Origin of the sequence: Thermaerobacillus caldiproteolyticus (assembly GCF_013761245.1) — a bacterium.
GTDB lineage: Bacteria > Bacillota > Bacilli > Bacillales > Anoxybacillaceae > Thermaerobacillus > Thermaerobacillus caldiproteolyticus.
This window is the reverse complement of sequence record NZ_JACDUT010000009.1, coordinates 174,280-191,760: the sequence shown is the minus strand read 5'-3', so window position 1 is coordinate 191,760 and position 17,481 is coordinate 174,280. Positions and strand designations below refer to the sequence as shown.

Below are 17,481 nucleotides of genomic sequence, written 5' to 3'. Positions count from 1 at the left end.
GTTTCGTTTTTGGAGTACCTTTCTGAATTTCCAGAAAGAGTGCTCCAGCGCATCGGACAGGTGGTTATGTCGGAAAATTAATCTGAATCTATATAAATGTAAATGGTCTTGCTTATCTACATTCTTTTCCCCTATCTAATCGCTTTATTACATTCTTTACCGCTTCGTGAGTCTGTTTCATCAGTAAATTAACAAGCTCCGCTGCCGGCATTTCTGTCGAGAAACGATAACCTTCTCCGGCCCATAAAGACATAACATGCGGATCGTTCGCCTGCGCAGCAGCTTTACGAAGCCCTTTTGTCATATGATGAACGTGCGGGTATGCCGCTGGGGCTTCGCTATCATATTCAGTAAGAAAGCGGTTCACTAATCCTCGAGCGGGACGCCCCGTGAAGGCGCGCGTTACAGCTGTTGCACCAAATTGCGGATCCGTAAGAGCAGCCTTATGCACCGGATGTGCACCGCTTTCCGGACAGCGCAAAAATGCAGTTCCTAATTGGGCTGCACAAGCTCCTGCCGCAAGAACAGCAGCGATATCTCGGCCATGCATGATGCCACCGGCAGCAATAAGCGGTAAGTCCACCTCTTCGCTAATTCGTCGTAAAAGGACAAGAAGGCTTATGGTCTCATAACCGGAAGCATGGTTAGAAAACGTTGCACGATGACCACCAGCCTCCGGACCTTGCACACACAGCGCATCTGCCCCGGATTGTTTGGCTATAACCGCTTCTTCCAGTGTCGTAACTGTCACTATAACATAAGAACCACGCTTTTTGAGGTCATTAATCACATCGGATGAAGGGCATCCAAACGTAAAGCTTACTACTGGTACTCGCTGTTCGCAAAGAACCTCAAGCTTATCTTTCCAACCATCGTCGTCCCACATTGGCTGACCAAGATTTACATCAAGCCGATCGGCTTCTTTCTCCAGCTTCTCCTTATACCGAGAAATTGCCTCGACATTCACCTCTTCATCATTAGGGACAAAAAGATTCACACCGAACGGAGCGTTTGTCAACTTTCTAATTGCAATGATTTCCTCACGCATCTCCGCAACCGTCTTATATCCTCCGGCCAAAAACCCAAGCCCTCCTGCCTGCGATACAGAAGCAGCAAGTAACGGAGTTGATACGCCACCAGCCATAGGGGCTTGAATAATCGGAATCGAAAGGGAATGCAACATAGTATGTCCACCTCTCTAGTTTTTTACATCTTACCTATATTTTCATGATGAACAACAAAATTTCCTGCAAAAAAATGAACAGCTATATACGCTGTTCGTTCAATCGTTCTCTTTTTTTACGTGCTTCCCTCTGTTCACTTGAGCACCCAATGGTTGCCCATTCGAGAACCATGATCCATTCATACGTCCATACTAGACTTTAAAATATTCGCCATATCTAGGATCGGTTAAGTCAGAGAGAAAAGCGATAAGTCCTGCCATATCGGATCAGATCGGTTCATCACCATAGTTTGTCATTTAAGAGAAACGATCGGAAGTCTGCAGGGTGCACACCACAGAAAAAAGTAGTAAAGATACTTATCCTGATTTTGTTGATTGTCTTTCTACTATCTTTTTATAGATTGTAGGTTAAGCAATATGTTTCTCTTTTTCTCTCCAAAAAACAATCAATATTGTAGTGAATAATCCTAATGTACCTGCAAAGTAAAAACATGCGACAATTCCGATCGCCGAATTCAACATTCCAGCAAGAAATGGCCCAGAATACAGAGTTTGCAAAGGGAAGTACAGAGAATTGTGACCTGACCAAGAGACTCTGTGAGCATGACTACCAAGCTAGAAACCCAGCAATATCAAAGGCTGGCTTCGCACAAACGAGGCTATCGCGCTTACCTCTCCATGTAAAAATCTCTGAACTTTTATTTTGTAATAAATAGAATACAAAAACAAATTTAAATATAGGGCAAATAGATTTTTATCCAAAACAATTTATCAAAATAAATTTTTGAAAAATACGAGCAGATTGGTGCCATATATGTATCACTATCCCAGAAGATTTTTCAATTAGTCTCTGTTCAATTAAACTGTTGATATTTGATTTTTACGAACGTTAGTTCTAAAACGCTGATAAGAATATATGTTCGGATGTGTTTGTTGTGAATGTATCTGATATTATTCATGAGATTCAAAAACTACCGTCTGCTGATAAAGAACGTGTTTTAAATCACTTTAAATATTTGTTAATGCCAATGCACGATACAAGACCAATCTTTCAAGAAGTTACAGAGCGTAAAGCAAAAGAAGGGCTTTGTTGTATTCATTGTAGCGAAAAAAATGTCGTTCGCTTCGGAAAATTTGAAGTAAACAATGGACTAGCAAAAATCAAACGTCAACGTTATCGTTGCAAAGATTGCAAAAAGACATTCACTGAAACGAACAAAACACCTATTTACCGAGCAAAGAAAGTCAATCGTTGGTTAGAATTTATTGAGTGTATGTTAAACGGATTAAGCCTTCGAGAATCGGCTAAAAAACTGAAAGACATTACACATACAACACTGTTCTATTGGCGACATAAAATCCTGCCTGCTATTGCTCAAATTGATGTTGCTTCCTTTGAAGGCATTGTTGAAATGGATGAAACATACTTCCTTTATTCAGAGAAAGGAAGTCCGTTCTATTCAAGGTCGTAAGCCTCGCAAACGTGGTGGAACATCGCAATTTAGAGGGATTAGTCATGAACAAGTTTGTGTCTTAGTAGCCCGTGACCGAACGAAAAATACTTTCGTTGGGTTACTTGGTCGTGGGCGTATTCAGAAAACACAATTAGATAATGCTATTGGTCATAAACTAAATGATACGACTGTGCTATGTACAGATGCTTGGCGAGCGTTTAAAGCCTATGCAAATGAAAAAGGGCTTACTCACTATCGTTTCAAAACGGGAAAAGAACGCACAAAGGGAGTCTACCATATCCAAAACGTGAACAACTATCATCAACGATTGAAACAATGGATATAACGATTTAAGGGTGTTGCAACAAAATATCTGCAACACTATTTGGCATACTTTAATTTCTTGGATAAGATTGCATTTGATGCAGATGAACGTAGTATTCGCATTTGCAGTAGAGAGTTGTCTATATCCAATCAATGAAAAAAATACAACAATTCCTTTAAGAACAATTCCAGCATAAAAGGGTTTTGGGAATAATTGTCGAAATTAAATCTATAATAAGTAAATAGAAAAAAGTTGTTCATATTGAATAATTGGACAAGATAAATTTAAAGTGGAAGGTGTGTTCATGTCAAATAGAAAAGAAACTCCAGAAGAACAGCGTGAACGTTTACGTCAAGAAGAATTAAAAAATAATCCTTCGGGCACATTTAGAGATGGCTTACATCGAGCAGATAATACGAATTTAGCAGATTTAGTCGGAGGATTAGGGTGGAAAGGAACGGGCATTTTAATATTAGTTCTTATAGGTGGATATTTTTTATACAAATTGTTATTTTAACAGTAGGGTACAATTTTAATTTATTCGTTTTTTGAAAAATAAGCGTATTCAAAGTTAATTTTGAGTACGCTTATTTCTTTCTAATAAAATCAACAATCAAGTTAAACAGAGCCTTCAATTATTATGTTCGATAACTACGATTTTTCCTATCTTTTCACGATTCCACCTACACCTGAAAGGTAACAAGAAAATAATTATGTCAACAATAAGCCCCTTGACGAAAGCGCTACCCAATTTTTGATCCACCAAAACTTATCATTCGGATTCAGCATCAATAATAGATATAAAGGATAACTATTCGCAAAAAGAAGACAGGAGATTCCCTTTTTATATCAACTAGTTATTTACATTTTTAGATACTTGAAAGAAAAAACTACTAGATCTCACATCATCTAGTCTAATGATTCAATCATACATATAACCGCTTGATATAAATCGTTTTGTGACCAACTTGGAATGTTTGGGTGTTGAATTGCCAATTCATGTGAAGCTGGAATATGAACAAAACCGGCTCTTACGTTTCGATTTTCACTATAAATTTTATGTAAGATTGAATACATCACATTGTTACACAAATAGGTGCCTGCTGTATTAGAAATTTGCGCTGGATATCCATTTTCGTTTAACACATTAACGAAACGACGGATTGGTAAGGTAGAAAAATAGCCAGCCGGTCCATCGATTTCAATCGGTTCATCCTGCATCCGCACCCCGCGATTATCAGGTCCTCCATCTTTACAATTAATCGCAATGCGTTCCGGCGTAATTTTTGTACGTCCAGCCGCAAGACCAAGAGAAATGACAACTTCCGGTTGTATATTTTCAAAGTATTCAATGCATTTTGTTGCCGATTCTGAAAAATCAACCGGCAATATCCGTCCATAAATTTCATAGCCTCCGATCGTGGTGCCATCAAGATTTTTTACAATTTGTTCCGTTGGATTCACGGAAAAATCTAAAAACGGGACAAAGCCCGTTACCAACAATTTTTTCATACATGTTTCCCCCCCTAAAAACGAATAGAAAATCCAATTTTTCGTATCATTCTATCAATGATCTTTTAATAGATAAATTGAATATGCGATGGAAAGAAAAATAGAGCCTGTACCGATACCTAATAAAATCAATTTCAAACCATTCATCGTCGAGGTGCGCCAATGATTTATCAAGGCGTCATTGGCTAACCTTTTTTCTTCCTGAATTAATGCTCTGGGCTTTGGCAGAACAAAATGATAAACTTGTCGAAATCCTTTTAGAAACGAATCTAAAAAACCTGTCTGATAGACAAAAATACTTATCCCCGCAACAAATATCGCTAAACCATATAAAAAGCATTGATTAATAAAAGTTAGTGTATTTACTTGATATATGATTTTAATCATTAGTAAAACGATAACTGTAAAAAGGGTAGAACCTAAATAAGCAAACATAAAAAACTCCCCTTTTAGCTGAGAGGGAAGATCTATTTCGGATGAAATAAATCTTCCCTCAAAGGCAATTAATCAGCTATTTTCTTTGCCCAGCGTACGTCTGGATAACGATTAATAGGATAAACGATGCCTTTAAACTTTTTAGAAGTTAGATAGTTTTGCGAATAAAAGTAAACTGGCATAAATGGCATGTCTGCCATTAATACTTTTTCAGCTTCATGAAGTAATTGAAAACGCTTCGTCTCATCCTGTTCCACTTTTGCTTGTGCCATTAGGTTATCAAATTTCCCATTTACCCATTTTGTTCTATTATTCGGGCTGTCACCCAAGTAATAGTCTAAGATAACGGTTGGGTCAACAAAGATTCCAATCCAGCCCATACGCGCCATTTGGAAATTAGATTGGGCTGTTGTTTCTAAATACGTTTTCCACTCTTGGTTAGCGAGCTTGATTTTTACCCCAAGAGTATTTTTGATCATTTCCTGCACTGCTTCTGCAACCTTTTTATTATTTTCAGCAGTATTATACATTAGAGTTACTTCAGGTAACTTATTCCATCCTTCTTCCTTCATACCTTCTTGTAATAGTTTCTTCGCTTCTTTTGCGTTTTCTTTGAAATATGTGCCGCCAACCTTGCGGAAATCACCGTCCGGAGTATTTACTCCATATGGAACAAATGCATATGCTGGAGTTTCCCCTGATTTTGTAATATTATTCACAATCGCTTTACGGTTAATAGCCATTGCAAAAGCACGGCGGATCTTTGGATTATTAAACGGCTCTTTCTCTACGTTAAACATAAACATATAGGTTCCAAAATAAGGTACAATTTTAAACTCTTCACTATCTTTTTCTTGTGCAATCACATCAGTAGGTAAAGTTTGAATTAAATCAAGTTCACCTGTTTTGTACATTTGATAATATGTTGTTGCATCGTTCACCATTTTCCATGTAACTTTTTCCATATTAATTTCATCTTTGTTCCAATAATGCTCATTCTTTTCAACTACAACTTCACTATTGTGTTTCCAAGAAGTTAATTTGTAAGCTCCGTTACTTACATACCCTTCTGCTTCGGCGGCCCATTTTTTATTCGATTCAACTAAAGATTTCTTGACTGGGTAGAACGTCCACATTGTTAATAGCTTGTCAAAATAGCTAAGCGGCGCATCTAATTGAACTTGTAGCGTCTTATCGTCTAATGCTTTCACTCCAACCTCATCTACACTAGCTTTTCCTTTGTTATACTCCTCAGCTCCTTTAATATAGTACATATAAAAAGCGAATGCGCTGCCGGTTTCAGGGTTTAATACACGTTTCCAAGCATATTCAAAGTCTTGTGCTGTCACTGGATCACCATCGGACCATTTTGCATCTTCACGAATTGTAAAAGTATATGTTTTACCGTCATCAGAAACTTTCACATCACTTGCGGCCCCTAATACGGGCTCACCTTTTTTGTTTTTTGTGTAAAGTCCTTCAAACAAGTGATCGATTACCCAGCCAGATGTTGTATCTGTGGCAAGAGCTGGATCCAGACTCGGAGGCTCACTTAGAGCATTTAAAGTAATTTCTTGTTTAACATTTTTAGTTGCTTCCTCCTTCCTCTCCGCATCCGAGGAAGTCTGATTGCTGCTGCAACCTGCTAAAATAGTTGAAACTAATAGAAGCAATGCTGATAAATTCGAAAAAGCTTTTCTCACTTTTTTATCCTCCTTAATAAAATATTTTTATTTTAAATCGTATTGAGGAACACTTAGTAAATCTAAAATCTATTTGCTATACAAATGACAAGCAGTCCAATGATTTTCCTTTACTTCCTTCCAGCTCGGTTCAGCTTTCGCACAAATATCCATGGCATACGGACATCTTGTTCGGAATCTACATCCACTTGGAGGATTAACAGGACTAGGAGGATCTCCTGACAAGATGATTCTCTCCCTTTTTTTTGCTAATCTAGGATTAGGTAACGGGATAGCTGACAACAATGCTTCTGTATATGGATGAAGGGGCTCCTCAAACAACTGTGAACTTGTTGTTAATTCCATCATTTTTCCTAAGTACATAACACCGATACGATCGCTTATATGCTTTACCATTCCAAGGTCATGAGCAATAAATAAATATGTTAAGTTTTCTTCGTGTTTTAAATCTTCTAGTAAATTGATAACTTGAGCTTGAATGGAAACATCTAAAGCAGAAATTGGCTCATCAGCAACTATAAATTTCGGTTTTACTGCTAGTGCTCTTGCAATACCAATTCGTTGCCTTTGTCCTCCACTAAATTCGTGAGGGAATCTTTGCGCATGCTCAGGTCGTAATCCTACTCTTTCAAGAAGGTGATAAACTAATTCTTGTCTCTCTTTTCCCTTTGCTAAACGATGTGCATCAATACCTTCTGCAATGATATCCTCCACCCTCATGCGAGGGTTTAATGACGCATGAGGATCTTGGAAAATCATTTGCATTTCCCGATTTAGCTTTTTTTGTGTCTTTTTGTCCAAGTCACCGAATTCATGGCCGTCAAAGCTTACTCTCCCAGAAGTAGCTGAATAGAGTCCAACAATTGTTTTTCCTAAAGTTGATTTTCCGCTTCCGCTTTCTCCTACTAAACCAAATGTTTCCCCTTTTTTAATTGAAAATGAAATACCGTCTACCGATTTTACTGTTTGGTTCGGACCGATTTTAAAGTGCTTTTTTACATTTTCTACTTGAAGGATCTCTACTGACATCGACTACTCCCTCCCTGCTGCAATTAGCGCTTCCACTTGGGGAGCTCTAGGGTCGTTCAACCAGCACTTTGCTATATGTTCGTTTGAAATTTTGAATTCTCCCGGCATTTTCTCTACACAAATTTCCATGGCATACTTACATCTAGGGGCAAAAGGACAGCCTTTTGGCGGAGAAAAAAGGTCTGGAGGTGACCCTTCAATAGGTATCAATCGTTTCTTCTCTTTTACATCTGGCTTTGGAATCGATTCTAATAATCCCCATGTATACGGATGCTTAGGTCGTTCAAATATATCGAAGACAGTTCCAGTTTCAACGACTATCCCGCCATACATGACAATCACCCGTTGAGCCATTTCTGCTACTACTCCCAAATCATGCGTGATTAAAATAATGGCAGTATTCATTCGTCTTTGTAAATCTTTCATTAGATCGAGAATTTGAGCCTGAATAGTAACATCCAATGCGGTTGTCGGTTCGTCTGCGATTAATAACTTCGGGGCACATGCTAGGGCAATGGCAATAACAACTCTTTGCCTCATTCCGCCGCTGAATTCATGAGGATATTGATTGTATCTCTCTGCAGCATTAGGGATGCCTACCAATTTTAAAAGCTCAATAGCTTTTTGTTTAGCTTCTGCTTTTGATAGTTTCTGATGTTTGATTAGACCTTCCGCAATTTGTTTTCCAATCTTCATTGTCGGATTCAATGATGTCATTGGATCTTGGAAAACCATGCCGATTTCCGATCCTTTTAATTTCCGCATCTCTCTTTTTGATAGATTTGTAATATCTTTTCCGCTAAAAGTGATTTTTCCCCCTTTTATTTTTCCAGGAGGAATAGGAATTAATCCCATAACCGTTTGAACGGTCACACTCTTTCCACTTCCACTCTCCCCAACGATGGCGACCACTTCCCCTTGATCAACGTGAAACGAAACGTTCCGAACTGCTTGAACTTCTCCTCCGTATGTTTTAAATGAAACCTGTAAATTTTCTACCTTTAATAAATGACTCATATGGAAGATCACCTCCTATTTTCGAATTCTTGGATCTAATGCATCCTGTAACCCGTCTCCGAAAGCATTAAAGGCAAACATTGTAAGCGAAATCATGAAACCGGGGAAAAACAATCTCCACCACTGACCGCTTAAAATAACACCTAATGCGTCATTAGCCATCGTTCCCCAACTTGCAAATGGTGCTTGTACACCTAATCCTAAAAAGCTTAAAAATGATTCAGCAAAAATTGCCTGGGGAATTGTAAATGTTAAGTTTACAATAATAATTCCTAATGTATTAGGAAGTAAGTGGCGGAAAATAATTTTTGCGTGTGATGTCCCTAGCTTTTGAGCAGCCATTACATACTCTTGTTGCTTTAGTTGGAGTATTTGACCTCTTATAATTCTTGCCATACCTACCCATCCCGTAATAGAAAGGGCCGCAATGATTGTCCATAACCCTGGCTCCATGATTACCATCAGTAGGATAACGACTAATAGATATGGAATCCCATACAGTATTTCAACAATCCTCATTAAAATACTGTCGATACGGTCTCCTAGTTTTCCCCGACCTGCCATATATCCAGATACTCCACCAACGAGAATTCCCATTACTAAATCAATGAATGCTGCAACAAATCCGATTGTTAAGGATATACGTGCCCCATACCATGTACGAGACCACATATCTCTTCCTAAATCATCCGTTCCAAACCAATGTTTACTAGAAGGTGGTTTATTGCTATTCATTAAATTCTGATCTGAATAGTTATAGGGAACTAAATGCGGACCAATAATTGACATTAAAACAATTACAAGTAAGAGAGAAAATCCTAACATTGCTAGTTTATTTTTGACAATGTTAATAAGGACACCTTTCCAGAAGCTAAGACTAGGCCTTTGAATCGTATCCGGCCGAATCCTATTAGGATCAACTGGACGAAATAAAGCATCTTCTTCCTTGTGTGGAATCATTATTAATCCCCCTTACTTGTTAATTTGATTCTAGGGTCAATTAAACGATAGGAAATATCAACGATAAATAAGGTAATTACAAGAATAGTACTAAAAAAACCGTTGTGCCTAAAATAACCGGATAATCACGATTAAAAATGCTATCAACAAAATATTTACCGAGCCCTGGTATCGCAAAAATTTTCTCAATGACGAAAGTGCCTGTAATTAAAACAACAAATAACGGGCCAATAAATGTAATGACTGGTAAAATTGCATTCCTTATCCCATGTTTCACTACAATAGCAATAGGTGATAAACCTTTCGCCTCTGCTGTCTTTATATAATTTTGTTTCATCACTTCAAGCATACTTGATCTGATAAAACGGGCAATCACCGCCATGGGAGTAGTAGCCAAAGCAACAGATGGTAAAACGGAATGGGCCCACGTTCCCCAAGATGCTACAGGTAGTAACTTCCATTCAACGGCAAAATATTTAATTAATAAAGGAGCTAAAATAAAACTTGGTACAGAGATACCAATAATGGCAAGAAACATTGCTGCATAATCAAGAAAGCGATTATGATTTAATGCAGCGACAATTCCTAATAGTAAACCAAACACAAGAGCGATTATTAAAGATTGCAGGCCAAGAAGGGCTGAGACGGGAAAACCATCAGCAATTAATGTATTAACATCCCTTGTTTCAGATTGAATAGAAGGTCCTAAATCAAACATCAACAAATTTTTCATATATAACGCATATTGTACAGGCAAAGGTTTATCGAGGTTATATTTTGCTCTAATATTTTGTAATACTTCTTCTGGTAATACGTCTGCGTCAGAGACAAAAGGATCCCCAGGAATAAATTTCATAATAATAAATGTCAAGGTTGCAATAATCCAAATTGTTAAAAACATAGTAAGTACCCGTTTGACAATATACATACCTACCCTCCCTATATAATCTTTATTTTTATTTAGGCATTTACACTTCCTAGCACTCCATTGGTTGCCGTCATAGCAATAATGACACAGCCCCACATATGTTTGTAAGCTGTAACGATGTCATCACAAGTAAAAGTAATAGTTCTAGGGCCAATTAATTTTACAGTTGGAAGAGTTGTTGTCATCAATGCTTGGTTTGGTCCTTTAAATTCAATTTCAAATGTTACAGGTCCCTCTACTTTAAGAGGAGGAATGTCTTTCGCCTTTTTCACGGCCCGTTCTGCTTTTTCTTTAATTAATTCTTGCGCTTTAACGGGATGAAGCAATTCTGCCGCAAAACGGTCAATTCCACGCTTTACCACTGCCGCTTCAATGTCTGGCAATGTTTTTTGAACCTCTTTTACATAAGCATCGTCACCAGTAATGAGAATAGCTGGCACATTGTAGTAACCCGCTACTAGAGCATTCATTTCTGTTTCCCCAACTATATGACCATTAATCTTTATTTCGTTTACACAAATTCCTGCTAAGCTGTGGCTAATAACCGTTCTTTCAGACCCGTTTTCACGCCCATGGTGCCCAACGAACATAATGCCGTCAAAGCTATCATCAAGTCCTTCCAGTTGACACATAACGCGGTTATTGCCACATATTAATCGGGCGCGAGGATCTAAATCTTCAATTAAAATATTGGACATATTACCGTGCCCATCTGCCACAACAACTTCTGTTGCTCCTCCAAAAAACGCACCTTCAATGGCTGCATTGACATCTTGAGTCATTAGTTTACGAAATCGTTGATACTCACTATTCGTTTTTAGTTGTTGGTTAGTTGCTACACCTGAAATTCCTTCCATATCCGCTGAGATAAAAATTTTCATAGTATTCACATCCCTTTACTCAATATTTAATGATAAAAAAAGTTGGATGCTCATTAAACGATAGAAACAATCGTTTACTATAGTTGCTTTCCAATCTCTTAAATCAATGACTTTCACAGGGAGAATGACAATATTCTAGACGATAGCGATATTAAATGTAATCAAACGTATTTTTATACACTTCTAATTGTATAATCGTATTCATTTCAATAATTCCTTGAATGCTATTTAACGTCTTCACTATATCTGTAATTTCATCTTGGCTCGGAACCGCAATTTGGATTAAAAGCTGATAACATCCAGAGGTTAGCGTAATATAGCGAACCTCCTTCAGTTCTTGCAATTGATCAATGACATCGAACAATTTTTGCCCCTCTACTTTCAGCTGAATGATGGCACCTGCCCGAATTCCTAGCGCAATCGGATTGACCACTCCCACTACTTCGAGAATTCCATGATCAATAAGATTTTTATATCTGGTGCGAACTGTTTTCTCTGTGACATTCAATTTATTGGCAATTTCCGTAAACGACATTCTTCCATCATTAGAGAGTAACTTAATAATTTGTCTATCTAGCTCGTCGATATCGTACTTCATAATTACTCCTTTTCTATACTATTTTTTGATTTTTGTATCTTAAAGAGTTAGTAAAGTCTAATTTAACTACCTGTTTACAATACAAAAAATATAATTTATTATCTTAATTAGAACTATTTGATTTTTTATTATAATTACAATTATTAAAAAATTCAACATTATTTTTGTACTTATTAGAAAAAATTTTTTATAAAAGGAGAGATAATTGACGATGATTGTCATTCATGGCGGAACACTGTTAGTAGGGAATGGGCAAAAAATCGAAAATGCTTGCATTATAGTAGAAGAAGGGAAAATTAAGGAAGTCACGACACAACTACAAGATCCGTCTTTGTTTGAGCATGCCGAGATTATTGATGCATCTGGAAAATTTGTTACACCTGGATTGATTGATGTTCATACTCATCTCGGCATTCATGAAGAGGGAATTGGCAAGGAAGGCCGCGATTTTAATGAAGTTAGTTTCCCAGCTACTCCCCATGTTAGAGCTATTGATGGAATTAACCCAGAAGATAAAGGGTTTGATGATGCAAGAAGAGCAGGAGTAACAACTGTACAAGTTATGCCGGGAAGCGCCAATGTCATTGGCGGAGAAATGGTAGTTATCAAAACAGTGGGGCAAACCGTCGATGAAATGGTCGTGAGAAATCCGTCAGGAATGAAAGCCGCTTTTGGGGAAAATCCAAAACGGGTCTATGGAGACAAAGGAAAACTACCAACAACAAGAATGGGAATTGCCGCACTGTTTCGCGAGCAGTTTATTCAAGCACAAACGTATCTGCAAAAAATAGAGAGCGGAAAAGAAGTAGAGCGGGATTTAAAACTGGAAAATCTAGCAAAAGTATTAAAAAAAGAAATACCGCTGCGCGTTCATGCACACCGCGCGGATGACATTATGACCGTAATTCGTCTGGCGAAGGAATTCGGTTTTGATTATACGATTGAGCATTGCACAGAAGGACATCATATTGCCAATTATATTTCCGAAAGCGGAATACGGGTATCTGTCGGTCCAACCATGTCTACCCGTTCAAAAGTCGAACTTGCCGATAAAGGTTGGCATACACTGCTTGCTTTACGCGATGCCGGAGTGCCCTTTTCGATTACCACTGACCACCCTGTTGTCGGTATTGAACATTTGATGACGAGCGCGATTCTTGCGGTCAAACACGGATTAGAAGAGTCTCTTGCCCTTCAGACGATTACATTAAATGCCGCAAAGCATCTAGGTATAGAAAATCGTGTCGGCTCGGTGGAAGTCGGGAAAGATGCGGACATTGTCATTTGGAGCGGCGATCCATTCGATTTACGTCAAAACGTAGAAATGACCATTATTAATGGTCATGTCGTATTTCAAAAAGATTAATCGTACGAATGATGACGAACTATCTTTATGTAGTGAATCATCTATCCATCTCATAAATGCCTTTGTAGCTCGTAAAAGTAATATTGAGTCTCCACATCATTAGCATTTCACCAAAGAGATAACCTACGTTTCATGAAAACAGCCCTTGTCTAAGAATCTTGATAATGATTTTAGACAAGGGCTTCTTGATTATCTCCCCTGAAACTTCGGCTTCCGTTTTTCTAAAAAGGCGCGCACGCCTTCGCGGTGGTCTTCCGTTTGCCGCATTTTTTGCTGCGCTTCTATTTCGAGCTGAAGCACTTTTAACAATTCGTCTTTTGTCAACTTGGCGTATAACGTCTTCGTTGCAATCATTGCTTGCAGCGGTTTTGCCTGCCATTCGGCGATTTTTTGTTCGACTTGTTGTTCGTCTTCAGCAACGAAGTCAACGATGCCAAGTTCATACGCTTCGTCAGCGTTCATCGGTTTTCCTTCCCAAATGATATGCTTCGCTTTCACTTCGCCGACCCGTTTTGCTAACAGATAATGGCCTCCGCCGTCTGGAATCAGACCGATGCCGATAAAGTTCATCGCCAGGCGCGCTTCTTTCGTGGCGATGACATAATCGCTCGCTAAAGCAAAACTTAGCCCCAGTCCTGCCGCTGGCCCATGAACGACCGAGACAACAACTTTCGGCATCGTATACAACGCCATGACCACTTCTCGGATCGTATTCATTACACCGTGAAATTGGCTTGGGTCATCGACGCTGAGCATCGTCTTAATATCACCTCCAGCGGAAAAACCTCTTCCTCTTCCACGGATCACAATGATGGATGCATTGCTTTTTTCAATTTGCCGCAACGCTTCAACCAGTTCGTTTAGCATTTGCACATTCATCGCATTGAGTGAATCTGGACGGTTCAATTCCAATACCGCCACATTTTCCAAAAATGATAGGACGACCGTTTCCATGTTTATCCCCCTTGCTTGACCAAATTTCCTATATTAAATTCCTTATTTTATTACAAAACTCCTTTATTTTTCGAAGAAAAAACCGTATCACCCAAAAGGGATACGGTTTTAACATAAAATACATCAAAGTGCACTTTGCTCATCTTCCCATTCTTCTACTGCAATATTACCTTGTTGTATGTTAGAAGATGATTGGAGATAAGAAAAGGCAATCATGGAAATCATGCTGGCTGCAATCCCATACATAATCGGATTCGTAGAACTTAATCCTTCCACCGCCAAACCGACAAGCACGACCAACGAGCTAATAATAATCGAATAAAAACCAGCTTTCGCTTTCGCTCTTTTCCAGAAGAAACCAAGAACCACAGGAACAAAAATTGCACCTGATAAAATCGCATAAGCCACATCCAATGCGACGAGCACATCTTGAATCCAAATGGCAAACGTAATCGCGATAATTCCAATGGTTAATGTGATCATTCGTGACAGAAAAACAAACTTTTGATCGCTAATATCTTTTAACCAATACTGCTTCAAAATATCGTGTGAGATAAGAGTAGAGGAAGCAAGCAACGTTCCCGAGGCAGTAGACATGAGCGCAGAACATACACTTGCCAAAATGAGTCCTAGCAAACCGTGCGGCAAGATCGTCAGCGACATTTTTGCAAATACATTTTGCGGATCGTTGATAGTTGGGAAAATGATGACTGCACACATACCAATAATACTTAATGCCAATGCATAGGCAAAGCTGTATAGCCCAGCGTATACCGCACCACTCCGGGCAATTTTGGTTGTACGCGCCGTAAATACCCGCTGCCAAATATCCTGTGATACAACCATTCCTAAAGTATATAGTAAAAAGTATTGAAAAATGTTCGCCCATCCCATTGACGTCAGATCAAAATGCGTGGCAGGCAATTGTTCAGAGAGCGATTTCCATCCGCCAACATGGGATAAACTCATCGGCAGCATAACGAAAAAAATGCCAACTGTCATGATGATAAACTGAATAATATCTGTCATGGTAACGCTCCACATTCCCCCGAGAATCGTATAAAACAGCACGATTCCCCCGCCGACTAACATTGAAACAGCCATATTCCAGCCTAGCACGGCATGAATAATGGTGCCCATTCCTATTACTTGCGTAACGGAAACCATCATCGTGTAAATGGCTGCTACAAGCGCGCTGATCAAGCGTGTTTCTTTATTGTACCGACGTCCAAGCAATTCACTAATCGTAGTAACATTCGCACCATAAATTTGATTCGTAAAAAACAAACCGAGTACGGTAATTCCTAGACCAATCATAAATACAAACCATATGCCTGAAAGCCCGAACTGATACCCTAATTTAGCTGTTCCAATCGTCGAAGCGCCGCCAAGAATGACCGCAGACAGACAGCCAAGATAGATAAATAATCCGAGATTTCTGCCAGCAAGCGCATAGTCTTCTACTGTTTTCGCTTTTTTCGCCCCCAAAATTCCTACGATAATTAAAAGAAGAAAATAAAATAGAATAACCCCTGTATCAAGCGTGCTCATGAAAATTCCCCCATCCTCTTATTTTTAAGTAAATGACCGTCTGCTATTTCCCAGGCATTTTCGTCATTGGTGGATGTTCGCCAATTTCTATTTCGTATTCTGTCAGTGCCTGATCTAGCATGTTTAATCCCTCGTCAATCTGCTCTTTTGTCACGGTCAGCGGCGGGATCATGCGAATAACTTCTCCTTTATTCCCACATAGGTAGAAGAGAACTCCTTTTTGTAGGCAGCGGTTCAAAATATTCATCACTCCCTCTCCATTCGGTTCTCCAGTATGTGGATGAACAATCTCGATACCGATCATGAGCCCAATCGAACGCACATCTCCAATTGCTGGGTGCTTCGCTTTTAGCACTTCTAGCTTTTCGCGGGCGTATTTCCCAACTACCCGACAATTTTCCAGCAAATTTTCTTCTTTGAATACTTCTAATGTGGCAAGCGCTGCCTCACATGCGATGGGATTGCCGCCGAACGTCGTGCCATGACTCCCTAGCGGCCATTGCTGCATCAACTCTTTCGAGGCAACCGTCGCGCTTAGTGGAAGGCCGGAAGCAATCCCTTTGGCGATCGCCATAATATCCGGAGTGACGCCGAATGCTTGTGCCGCAAACCATTCACCAGTGCGGCCAAAACCTGTCTGCACCTCATCGAAAATGAGTAAAATTCCATAGCGATCACAAATTTCTCTTATTTTGCGCAGCCAGCCTTTAGGCGGCACAATATACCCGCCTTCTCCAAGCACCGGTTCCAAAATCATGCATGCCACTTCTTCCGGAGTAACTTGGTGAGCAAACAAAGAAGCCGCATCTTCTTCAAGCTGATTCGCAAAATACACATCCGGGTCTTCCCCATCCGGACAATCTTTTGGATTGGCATACGGCAGTTGATACGTCAATCCGTTTGGCTGTAAATATTTTCGGTATTTGCTTTTGGACGTACTTACACTAAGCGCCCCTAAAGAACGGCCATGAAAACATCCCGTAAACGAGACAACATACGGCCTTCTCGTCACATGCTTTGCCAGTTTAATAGCACCTTCGATCGCCTCCGTTCCGCTGTTCGCAAAAAAGAAACAGTTCAAACCTTTCGGCATAATATGCGTTAATTCTTCAGCTAAACGAAGGATCGATTCATACATGATTACTCCGCTTGGCCCATGCATAAGGCGGTCTGCGGCATCTTTGATAGCTTGTACGACTTTCGGATGGCGATGCCCTGTATTGGCAACTGCAATACCGGAAGTAAAATCAAGATATTTTTTTCCATCCAATCCGTAGTAGTAGCATCCTTCTTCCTTCACCACCGGCAAGTTCGGATGGTCTTTGGCCATCGTTGGCGCAAGTAAATCCGACATTTTATGAAAGAGACTCATCCAGTTGTTTTCCTTCATGCACATTCTCTCCTTTTAGCAAATCAGTTTGCTCATAAAAATAAAATGCAAATATCATACCAATATTTATATAATTATAAATTTTGTAAATTTAAAAATAAATATTAAAATATCTAGCTCATTATGCCTTTTGCTATTTCTGACGCTGTTTCATTCTCATAATAACCTTGTTCTTATTCTCTAAAATTTTAGAAT

14 protein-coding genes and 2 pseudogenes are annotated in these 17,481 nt (G+C 39.2%); 3 read left to right on the top strand and 13 right to left on the bottom strand.

What is annotated here, in order from left to right; genetic code table 11:
• Window positions 1-112: 112 nt before the first annotated feature.
• A complete protein-coding gene (locus tag HNR31_RS14270; RefSeq protein ID WP_181556889.1) occupies window positions 113-1,183 on the bottom strand; it encodes a nitronate monooxygenase in 1,071 nt (356 codons plus the stop codon).
• Window positions 1,184-2,118: 935 nt separating this feature from the next.
• Between HNR31_RS14270 and HNR31_RS14265 the strand changes: the two are divergent.
• Both HNR31_RS14265 and HNR31_RS14260 read left to right on the top strand, forming a co-directional pair.
• Window positions 2,119-3,158 (top strand): annotated as a pseudogene (locus tag HNR31_RS14265) (IS1595 family transposase).
• A 108-nt stretch (window positions 3,159-3,266) separates the two neighbouring features.
• Complete coding sequence (locus tag HNR31_RS14260) at window positions 3,267-3,479, top strand: DUF6366 family protein (RefSeq protein WP_181556888.1); 213 nt, start codon at window positions 3,267-3,269, stop codon at window positions 3,477-3,479.
• 392 nt (window positions 3,480-3,871) lie between these two features.
• Here HNR31_RS14260 and pcp read toward each other — a convergent pair whose 3' ends face one another.
• The 9 genes and pseudogenes from pcp to HNR31_RS14215 form a co-directional block, all read right to left on the bottom strand.
• Window positions 3,872-4,474 (bottom strand): pyroglutamyl-peptidase I, encoded by a 603-nt coding sequence (gene pcp / locus HNR31_RS14255; protein WP_181556887.1) that lies wholly within the window; start codon window positions 4,472-4,474, stop codon window positions 3,872-3,874.
• A gap of 54 nt (window positions 4,475-4,528) precedes the next feature.
• On the bottom strand, window positions 4,529-4,909 hold the full coding sequence (locus HNR31_RS14250) for a DUF3899 domain-containing protein (RefSeq protein ID WP_181556886.1): 381 nt from the start codon (window positions 4,907-4,909) through the stop codon (window positions 4,529-4,531).
• 68 nt (window positions 4,910-4,977) lie between these two features.
• Window positions 4,978-6,612: a peptide ABC transporter substrate-binding protein gene (locus HNR31_RS14245; protein WP_181556885.1), complete on the bottom strand. Its 1,635-nt coding sequence runs from the start codon at window positions 6,610-6,612 to the stop codon at window positions 4,978-4,980.
• 69 nt (window positions 6,613-6,681) lie between these two features.
• On the bottom strand, window positions 6,682-7,641 hold the full coding sequence (locus HNR31_RS14240) for an ABC transporter ATP-binding protein (protein WP_181556884.1): 960 nt from the start codon (window positions 7,639-7,641) through the stop codon (window positions 6,682-6,684).
• 3 nt (window positions 7,642-7,644) lie between these two features.
• Window positions 7,645-8,658, bottom strand: a complete 1,014-nt coding sequence (locus HNR31_RS14235; RefSeq protein ID WP_181556883.1) for an ABC transporter ATP-binding protein — start codon at window positions 8,656-8,658, stop codon at window positions 7,645-7,647.
• 15 nt (window positions 8,659-8,673) lie between these two features.
• A complete protein-coding gene (locus HNR31_RS14230) occupies window positions 8,674-9,618 on the bottom strand; it encodes an ABC transporter permease (RefSeq protein ID WP_181556882.1) in 945 nt (314 codons plus the stop codon).
• 2 nt (window positions 9,619-9,620) lie between these two features.
• Window positions 9,621-10,546, bottom strand: a pseudogene (locus HNR31_RS14225) (ABC transporter permease).
• A gap of 32 nt (window positions 10,547-10,578) precedes the next feature.
• Window positions 10,579-11,427 carry a M55 family metallopeptidase gene (locus tag HNR31_RS14220; RefSeq protein ID WP_181556881.1) on the bottom strand — a complete coding sequence of 283 codons (849 nt, stop codon included), beginning with the start codon at window positions 11,425-11,427 and terminating at the stop codon, window positions 10,579-10,581.
• 151 nt (window positions 11,428-11,578) lie between these two features.
• Window positions 11,579-12,025, bottom strand: a complete 447-nt coding sequence (locus HNR31_RS14215) for an Lrp/AsnC family transcriptional regulator (RefSeq protein ID WP_181556880.1) — start codon at window positions 12,023-12,025, stop codon at window positions 11,579-11,581.
• A 211-nt stretch (window positions 12,026-12,236) separates the two neighbouring features.
• Between HNR31_RS14215 and HNR31_RS14210 the strand changes: the two genes are divergently transcribed.
• On the top strand, window positions 12,237-13,391 hold the full coding sequence (locus tag HNR31_RS14210) for an amidohydrolase (RefSeq protein ID WP_181556879.1): 1,155 nt from the start codon (window positions 12,237-12,239) through the stop codon (window positions 13,389-13,391).
• A gap of 189 nt (window positions 13,392-13,580) precedes the next feature.
• Here HNR31_RS14210 and HNR31_RS14205 read toward each other — a convergent pair whose 3' ends face one another.
• The 3 genes from HNR31_RS14205 to HNR31_RS14195 all read right to left on the bottom strand — a co-directional run bounded on the left by HNR31_RS14205 (window position 13,581) and on the right by HNR31_RS14195 (window position 17,286).
• Entirely contained in the window at window positions 13,581-14,345 is a 765-nt protein-coding gene (locus tag HNR31_RS14205) for an enoyl-CoA hydratase (RefSeq protein WP_181556878.1), read from the bottom strand.
• A 123-nt stretch (window positions 14,346-14,468) separates the two neighbouring features.
• Window positions 14,469-15,896, bottom strand: a complete 1,428-nt coding sequence (locus HNR31_RS14200) for a sodium:solute symporter family protein (protein WP_181556877.1) — start codon at window positions 15,894-15,896, stop codon at window positions 14,469-14,471.
• Between the two features lie 43 nt (window positions 15,897-15,939).
• The gene (locus tag HNR31_RS14195; RefSeq protein WP_181556876.1) at window positions 15,940-17,286 is read right to left on the bottom strand and encodes an aspartate aminotransferase family protein; all 1,347 of its coding nucleotides are present in this window, start codon (window positions 17,284-17,286) and stop codon (window positions 15,940-15,942) included.
• Window positions 17,287-17,481: the final 195 nt, after the last annotated feature.